Origin of the sequence: Agathobaculum faecis (assembly GCF_014287995.1) — a bacterium.
Lineage (GTDB): Bacteria > Bacillota > Clostridia > Oscillospirales > Butyricicoccaceae > Agathobaculum > Agathobaculum ammoniilyticum.
Genome location: NZ_JACOPL010000011.1, coordinates 85,968 through 91,967, shown reverse-complemented (window position 1 = coordinate 91,967; position 6,000 = coordinate 85,968). Strand labels below are relative to the sequence as shown.

Genomic DNA, 6,000 nt, shown 5'->3' with positions numbered 1-6,000 from the left:
CTGCCCGAGTCCATGCACGGCGCAGGCTCCCCGCAGGCCCAGCGCATCATGATCGCACGACAGTCCAACCTCGAAATGAAAAAAGAACTCGCCAAGAAGATTGCCCGTATCAAGTAATCTCTGAAGCATCCCATAGGCACCCGCGGGCGATCCGTGAGTGCCTATGTTTGCGCTTAGACAAAAGGAGGTTTACGCACCCATGCTGCGCTGCACTGTCAAATTCTGCGGCGGCTGCAACCCGCGGTATGATCGCGGTGCAGCCTATCAAGCCGTGCGCTCCTCCCTTTCGGATGTCGCACAGTTCTCCTATCCGGAGGATGGCACCCACTACGACGCATTGCTGATTATTCGCGGCTGCACCGGCTGTCCCTATCTGTATGAGGACATTGATGCCGACCGCCGCTTCCTGCTGGTGTCGGCGGACGAGATCCCGTCGGTCACTGAGCAGATCCGGCTGCTCGCGTAAATGAAACGGGCTGCGCACGCCCGTTACTCTGAGGAGGATGATAGAACATGAAGAAAGTAAGCATTATCTCTGCAGAAGAGGCCGCCCTGAAAGTACAGGACGGCGACACGATCGCCACCGGCGGCTTCGTCTCCTGCGCCTGTCCGGAAACCCTGTCCAAGGCGCTGGAAAAGCGCTTTCTGGAGACCGGCCATCCGAACAATCTGACGCTGTTCTTCGCGGCCGGCCAGGGCCACCGCGACGGCACCGGCGGCGACCACTACGGCCACGAGGGCATGGTAAAGCGCGTCATTGGCGGCCACTGGGACCGCGCGCCCCGTCTGGGAGAGCTGGCGCTGGCCAACAAGATCGAGGCGTACAACCTGCCGCAGGGCGTTATTTCGCATATGTACCGCGATATCGCGGCGCACAACATTGGCACGATCACCCACGTCGGCCTCAAGACCTTTGCCGACCCGCGCAACGGCGGCGGCAAGCTCAACGATGTGACCAAGGAGGATCTGGTCAAGGTCGTCAACATCGAGGGGCAGGAGCGCCTGCTGTATAAGGGCTTCCCGATCAACGTGGTGTTCCTGCGCGCTTCCTACTGCGACGAATACGGCAACTGCACCGTACACCGCGAGATCGGCCCGCTGGACGTGACCGCGATGGCGCAGGCGTGCAAGAACTCGGGCGGCAAGGTCATCGTGCAGGTCGAAAAGATCGTGCAGGGCGGCTCGCTCGATCCGAAGCTGGTGGCGATTCCGGGTATTTATGTGGATTCGGTCGTCGTCGGCTCGGAGGAGGAAAACATGCAGTGCCTCGGCATGCCGTATGACGGCGCGCTGACCGGCGAATTCCGCATTCCGGTGGACGCCATCCCGCCCATCCCGATGGACGCCAAGAAAATCATCGCCCGCCGCGCGGCCATGGAGCTGCCGCCGGATGCGATCGTCAACCTTGGTACCGGCGCTCCGGAAAAGATTGCCAACGTCGCCGCCGAGGAGGGCATTTCGGACAAGATGACCCTGACCGTCGAGGCCGGCTCGATCGCGGGCGTCCCCTATGGCGGCACCCAGTTCGGCGCGGCCGCCAACGCAATGTGCATCATCCCGCACAACGTGCAGTTTGACTTCTACCAGGGCGGCGGCCTGGACGTCGCGTTCCTTGGCCTGGCTGAAACCGCGCCCAACGGCGATCTGAACGTGTCCAAGTTCGGCACCCGCTTAGCCGGCGCGGGCGGATTCATCGACATCACCCAGAACGCCAAAAAGGTCGTCTACTGCGGCACGTTTACCGCCAAGGGCCTCAAGACCGAGTGCCGCGACGGCAAGCTGATCATCACCCAGGAGGGCGCGAAGAAGAAGTTCGTCAATGCGGTCGAGCACATCACGTTCTCCGGCGACTATGCCAACGAGGTACACCAGCCCGTCCTGTACATTACCGAGCGCTGCGTGTTCGAGTTGCGTCCGGAGGGCGTTACCCTGGTCGAGATCGCGCCCGGCATCGACCTGCAGACCCAGGTGCTCGATCAGATGGAATTCGCGCCCCAGATCGCCCGCCAGGCGGACGGTTCGATCAAGCTGATGGACTCGCGTATTTTCCGCGATGAACTGATGGGTCTGGCAAACGATTAATTCCCGATTTATTCCTTGTGTGTGTTGTGCAAGTTATGGGTATTTTAAGATTTGGGCCATATTCCTTACAAAAACCCCTTGCATTTTTCTGCACATTTGATAAAATATTAACGAACTCGTTAAGAGATGTCACAAACCGCTGCGCCGGCATCACCGGCGTAAGAGAAGAAAAGGAGAAACAGCCAAATGAACGTTTATATCTGTTCCGCAGCCCGTACCGCGATCGGTACTTACGGCGGCACCCTCCGCGACGTACCCGCAGCCCAGCTCGGCGTTGTTGCCGCCAATGCGGCGATCGAGCGCGCCGGTGTGGACAAGGAAGCGATCGATGAAGTAATGTTCGGCCAGGTGCTGCAGGGCGGCTGCGGCCAGAACGTTGCCCGTCAGGTCCTGATTGGCGCGGGCCTGCCGATCACCACCCCCGCCATGACCCTCAACAAGGTCTGCGCGTCCTCCATGCGCGCAATTTCGCTCGGTTCCCAGATCATCCGTTCCGGCGAGGATCAGCTCATGCTGGTCGGCGGCGTTGAGTCCATGTCCGGCGCACCGTACGTTTCCCACAACGTGCGCTGGGGCGCGCGCATGAACGACGTCAAGCTGGTTGATATGATGGTTCATGACGGCGTATTTGATATTTTTAACCAGTACCACATGGGCATCACCGCGGAAAACGTTGCCGAGCAGTATGGCATCACCCGCGAGATGCAGGACCAGATCGGCTACGAGTCCCAGATGAAGGCCGCCAAGGCGATTTCCTCCGGCCGCTTCAAGGACGAGATCGTTCCGGTAGAGGTCAAGAAGAAGAAGGAAACCGTTATTTTCGATACCGACGAGCACTGCCGCCCGCAGACCACGCTGGAAGGACTGGCCAAGCTGCGTCCGGCGTTCAAGAAGGACGGTACCGTCACCGCGGGCAACGCTTCCGGCATCAACGACGCCGGTGCCGCGATGATTATCGCGTCCGAGGATTATGTGAAGGCGCACGGCCTCAAGCCGCTCGTCAAGATCCGTTCGTTCGGCTCTGTCGGCTGCGACCCGTCCATCATGGGCGTCGGCCCGATCGAGTCCACCCGCCAGGCGCTGGGGCGCGCCGGCCTGACCGTTGCCGACCTCGACCTTGTCGAGTCCAACGAGGCGTTTGCCGCGCAGGCCGCTGCGGTCAACCGCGAGCTGGGCTTTGATATGGACAAGGTCAATGTCAACGGCGGCGCGATCGCACTGGGCCACCCGATCGGCGCGGCAGGCTGCCGTATCACCACCACGCTGATCTACGAAATGATCAAGCGCGACTCCACCCTCGGCCTTGCCACCATGTGCATCGGCGGCGGCATGGGCGAAGCGATCATTGTTGAGCGCGACGAGCTCTGCAAGTAAATCAAACCGGCATGATAGGGGGCTTTTTGCAGGCCCCCTATCTCCAAAGCATTCGATTGCGCAGGTGCGCGGCGCACCTCGTATATAAGATTCCGACATCAATTTGAAGGGAAGTCTTACCAATGACTGATGTAGTAGTTGAAAAGAAAGGCCATGTAGCGGTCGTCAAGATCGAGCACATGAAAGCCATGAACGCGCTGTCCACCGATATGTACGGCCAGCTCGAGGAAGCGTTCGACGAAGTTGCGGCAATGGACGACGTATACTGCGTCGTGCTGACCGGTTCCTCCATGGTAAACAAGAAGGGCAAGACCGTCAACTCTTTCGTGGCCGGCGCGGACATTTCCGAAATGTCCACCCTGTCCGTTGAGGAAGGCAAGAAGTTCGGCAACAACGGCAACCGTGTTTGCTGGAAGATCGAGAACTTCAAGCGTCCGGTCATTGCCGCAATCAACGGCTTCTGCCTGGGTGGCGGCTGCGAGTTGGCGATGTCCTGCGATATCCGCCTTGCATCCGATAACGCGCTGTTCGGCCAGCCGGAGGTTGGCTTGGGCATCACGCCGGGCTGCGGCGGCACGCAGCGTCTGGCCCGCATCGTAGGCCTCGGCAAGGCCAAGGAGCTTATTTATACCGCCCGCGGCAACTACACCGCACAGCAGGCGCTGGAGATGGGCCTGGTCAACTACGTTTACCCGCTGGAGCAGCTGATGGACGAAGCCATGAAGCTGGCCGAGGAGATTGCGGCGCAGGCGCCGATCGCTGTCGCGCTCTGCAAGGAAGCGATCAACGTCGGCATGCAGACCGACCTGAATTCCGCGCTCAAGCTGGAGGGCAACATCTTCGGCGAGTGCTTCGCGACTGAGGACCAGAAGTATGGCATGGCTTATTTCCTTGATAAGAATAAGGAAAAGCCCGCCAAGGAGTTCAAGAACAAGTAAGCGCGTTTGTTTATCTGCAATCATTGAGAGAGAGGGTTATATAATATGAAAGTTTGTGTATTCGGCGCCGGCAACATGGGCGCGCGCATTACGGAAGTTTTCCTGACCAACGGCCATGAGGTAACGATGCTTGACGTAAAGCAGGAGTTCATCGACCGCGGCGTTAAGACCATCACCAACGACCTGTCCTTCCTCGTCAAGAAGGAAAAAATGACCGAAGAGAAGAAGAACGAACTGCTCGCTTCCCTCAAGACCTCGCTGGACCGCAAGGCTGCCGCTGACGCCGACTTCATCATGGAAGTCATCCTGGAGCGCATGGACCTGAAGAAAGAGCTTCTGCAGGAGTTGGACCAGATCTGCCCTGCGCATACCATTTTCGGCTCCAACACCTCCGCGCTGTCCATCACCGAGATGGCCGCCAGCGTGCCGAACCGCGCTGACAAGGTGATCGGCTGCCACTTCTTCAATCCGGCTCAGATCATGAAGCTGGTCGAGGTTACCCGCGCGATCCAGACCTCGGACGAGACGTTCCAGGCCGCGTTCGACCTGATGGCTTCCTTGGGCAAGACTCCGGTATCGGTCAACGAAGGCCCTGGCTTTGTCGTAAACCGTATCCTGATCCCGATGATGAACGAGGCCATGGGCATTGTTGCTGACGGCATCGCTTCCCCTGCTGATATCGACGTTGCCATGCAGCTCGGCGCCGGCATGAAGTCCGGCCCGCTCCACACCGCCGACTTGGTTGGCCATGATGTCAACCTCGCGATCATGGAGACGCTGTACCGCGAGACCGGCGATCCGAAGTACCGTCCGCATCCGCTGATGCGCAAGATGGTCCGCGCCGGCTGGCTCGGCGTCAAGACCGGCAAGGGCTTCTTCGAGTACGACGAGAACGGCAAGGAAATCGTAAAGTAATCAAGCAGAAAAAAGAGGGGACTGTACTTGTACAGTCCCTTCTTTTTGTGAGAAAATTAAACCCATGAAATATCTTGATTTTTGCACAGTTTTTATGAAAGCTGTTTGGATGATTCTACAATTTTTTCTCAACGTATGGTATTTTTCGTGTAAACACGATATAATGTTACATGTATGGAAAATAGAGCCGCACCATCGCCGCCGATACGGCAAAGGCAGTCAAATCCGCGCAAAGGGCGGCAAACACGGCATAGCGGAGCCGGTTCAGCCCTAAATGACCGCTGTAAACGCTGATCGTGTAGAAGCTGGTTTCAGACGAACCCAGCATGACCGCCGCCACGCGACCGGCATAGCTGTCCGGCCCGCAGCGCTGCATGATCTCGCTGCCCAGCGCCAAACCGCCGCCGCCGCTGATCGGTTTCAGCAGGGTCAGCGCGGTGCATTCCTTTGGAATGCCAAGCAAATTCAACAGCGGCGCAAGTGCGGCCGCCGCTAAATCGATTGCTCCGGACGCCCGCAGCATGTAAACGACCGTCAGCATGCCGACCATGGTCGGCAGCAGCTCAACAGCCGTTTTCAGGCCGCTTTTGGCACCGCGCAGAAAAGTGGGAAACACGTCTACCCCTTTATACAGTGCGTATAGCCCCACTGCCGCCAGCAGCATTGGGATAAACGCACTCTGTAGCATCCG

General features: G+C 58.8%; 7 protein-coding genes. 6 read left to right on the top strand and 1 reads right to left on the bottom strand.

The features are described from left to right. The 6 genes from H8S45_RS16610 to H8S45_RS12005 form a co-directional block, all read left to right on the top strand. A partial coding sequence (locus tag H8S45_RS16610; RefSeq protein WP_186950113.1) for a 4-hydroxyphenylacetate 3-hydroxylase C-terminal domain-containing protein occupies positions 1-117 on the top strand: 117 nt, incomplete at its 5' end. An 82-nt stretch (positions 118-199) separates the two neighbouring features. Next, positions 200-466: a hypothetical protein gene (locus H8S45_RS12025; RefSeq protein ID WP_054327257.1), complete on the top strand. Its 267-nt coding sequence runs from the start codon at positions 200-202 to the stop codon at positions 464-466. Between the two features lie 47 nt (positions 467-513). After that, positions 514-2,082, top strand: a complete 1,569-nt coding sequence (locus H8S45_RS12020) for an acyl CoA:acetate/3-ketoacid CoA transferase (protein ID WP_054327256.1) — start codon at positions 514-516, stop codon at positions 2,080-2,082. Between the two features lie 186 nt (positions 2,083-2,268). Next, a complete protein-coding gene (locus H8S45_RS12015) occupies positions 2,269-3,456 on the top strand; it encodes an acetyl-CoA C-acetyltransferase (protein ID WP_054327255.1) in 1,188 nt (395 codons plus the stop codon). 122 nt (positions 3,457-3,578) lie between these two features. Next, positions 3,579-4,394: an enoyl-CoA hydratase-related protein gene (locus tag H8S45_RS12010; RefSeq protein WP_054327254.1), complete on the top strand. Its 816-nt coding sequence runs from the start codon at positions 3,579-3,581 to the stop codon at positions 4,392-4,394. A 45-nt stretch (positions 4,395-4,439) separates the two neighbouring features. After that, on the top strand, positions 4,440-5,309 hold the full coding sequence (locus H8S45_RS12005; protein ID WP_054327253.1) for a 3-hydroxyacyl-CoA dehydrogenase family protein: 870 nt from the start codon (positions 4,440-4,442) through the stop codon (positions 5,307-5,309). A gap of 166 nt (positions 5,310-5,475) precedes the next feature. Here the strand turns inward: H8S45_RS12005 and H8S45_RS12000 are convergent, their stop codons facing one another. Further along, positions 5,476-5,997, bottom strand: a complete 522-nt coding sequence (locus tag H8S45_RS12000) for a nucleoside recognition domain-containing protein (RefSeq protein WP_242977829.1) — start codon at positions 5,995-5,997, stop codon at positions 5,476-5,478. Positions 5,998-6,000: the final 3 nt, after the last annotated feature.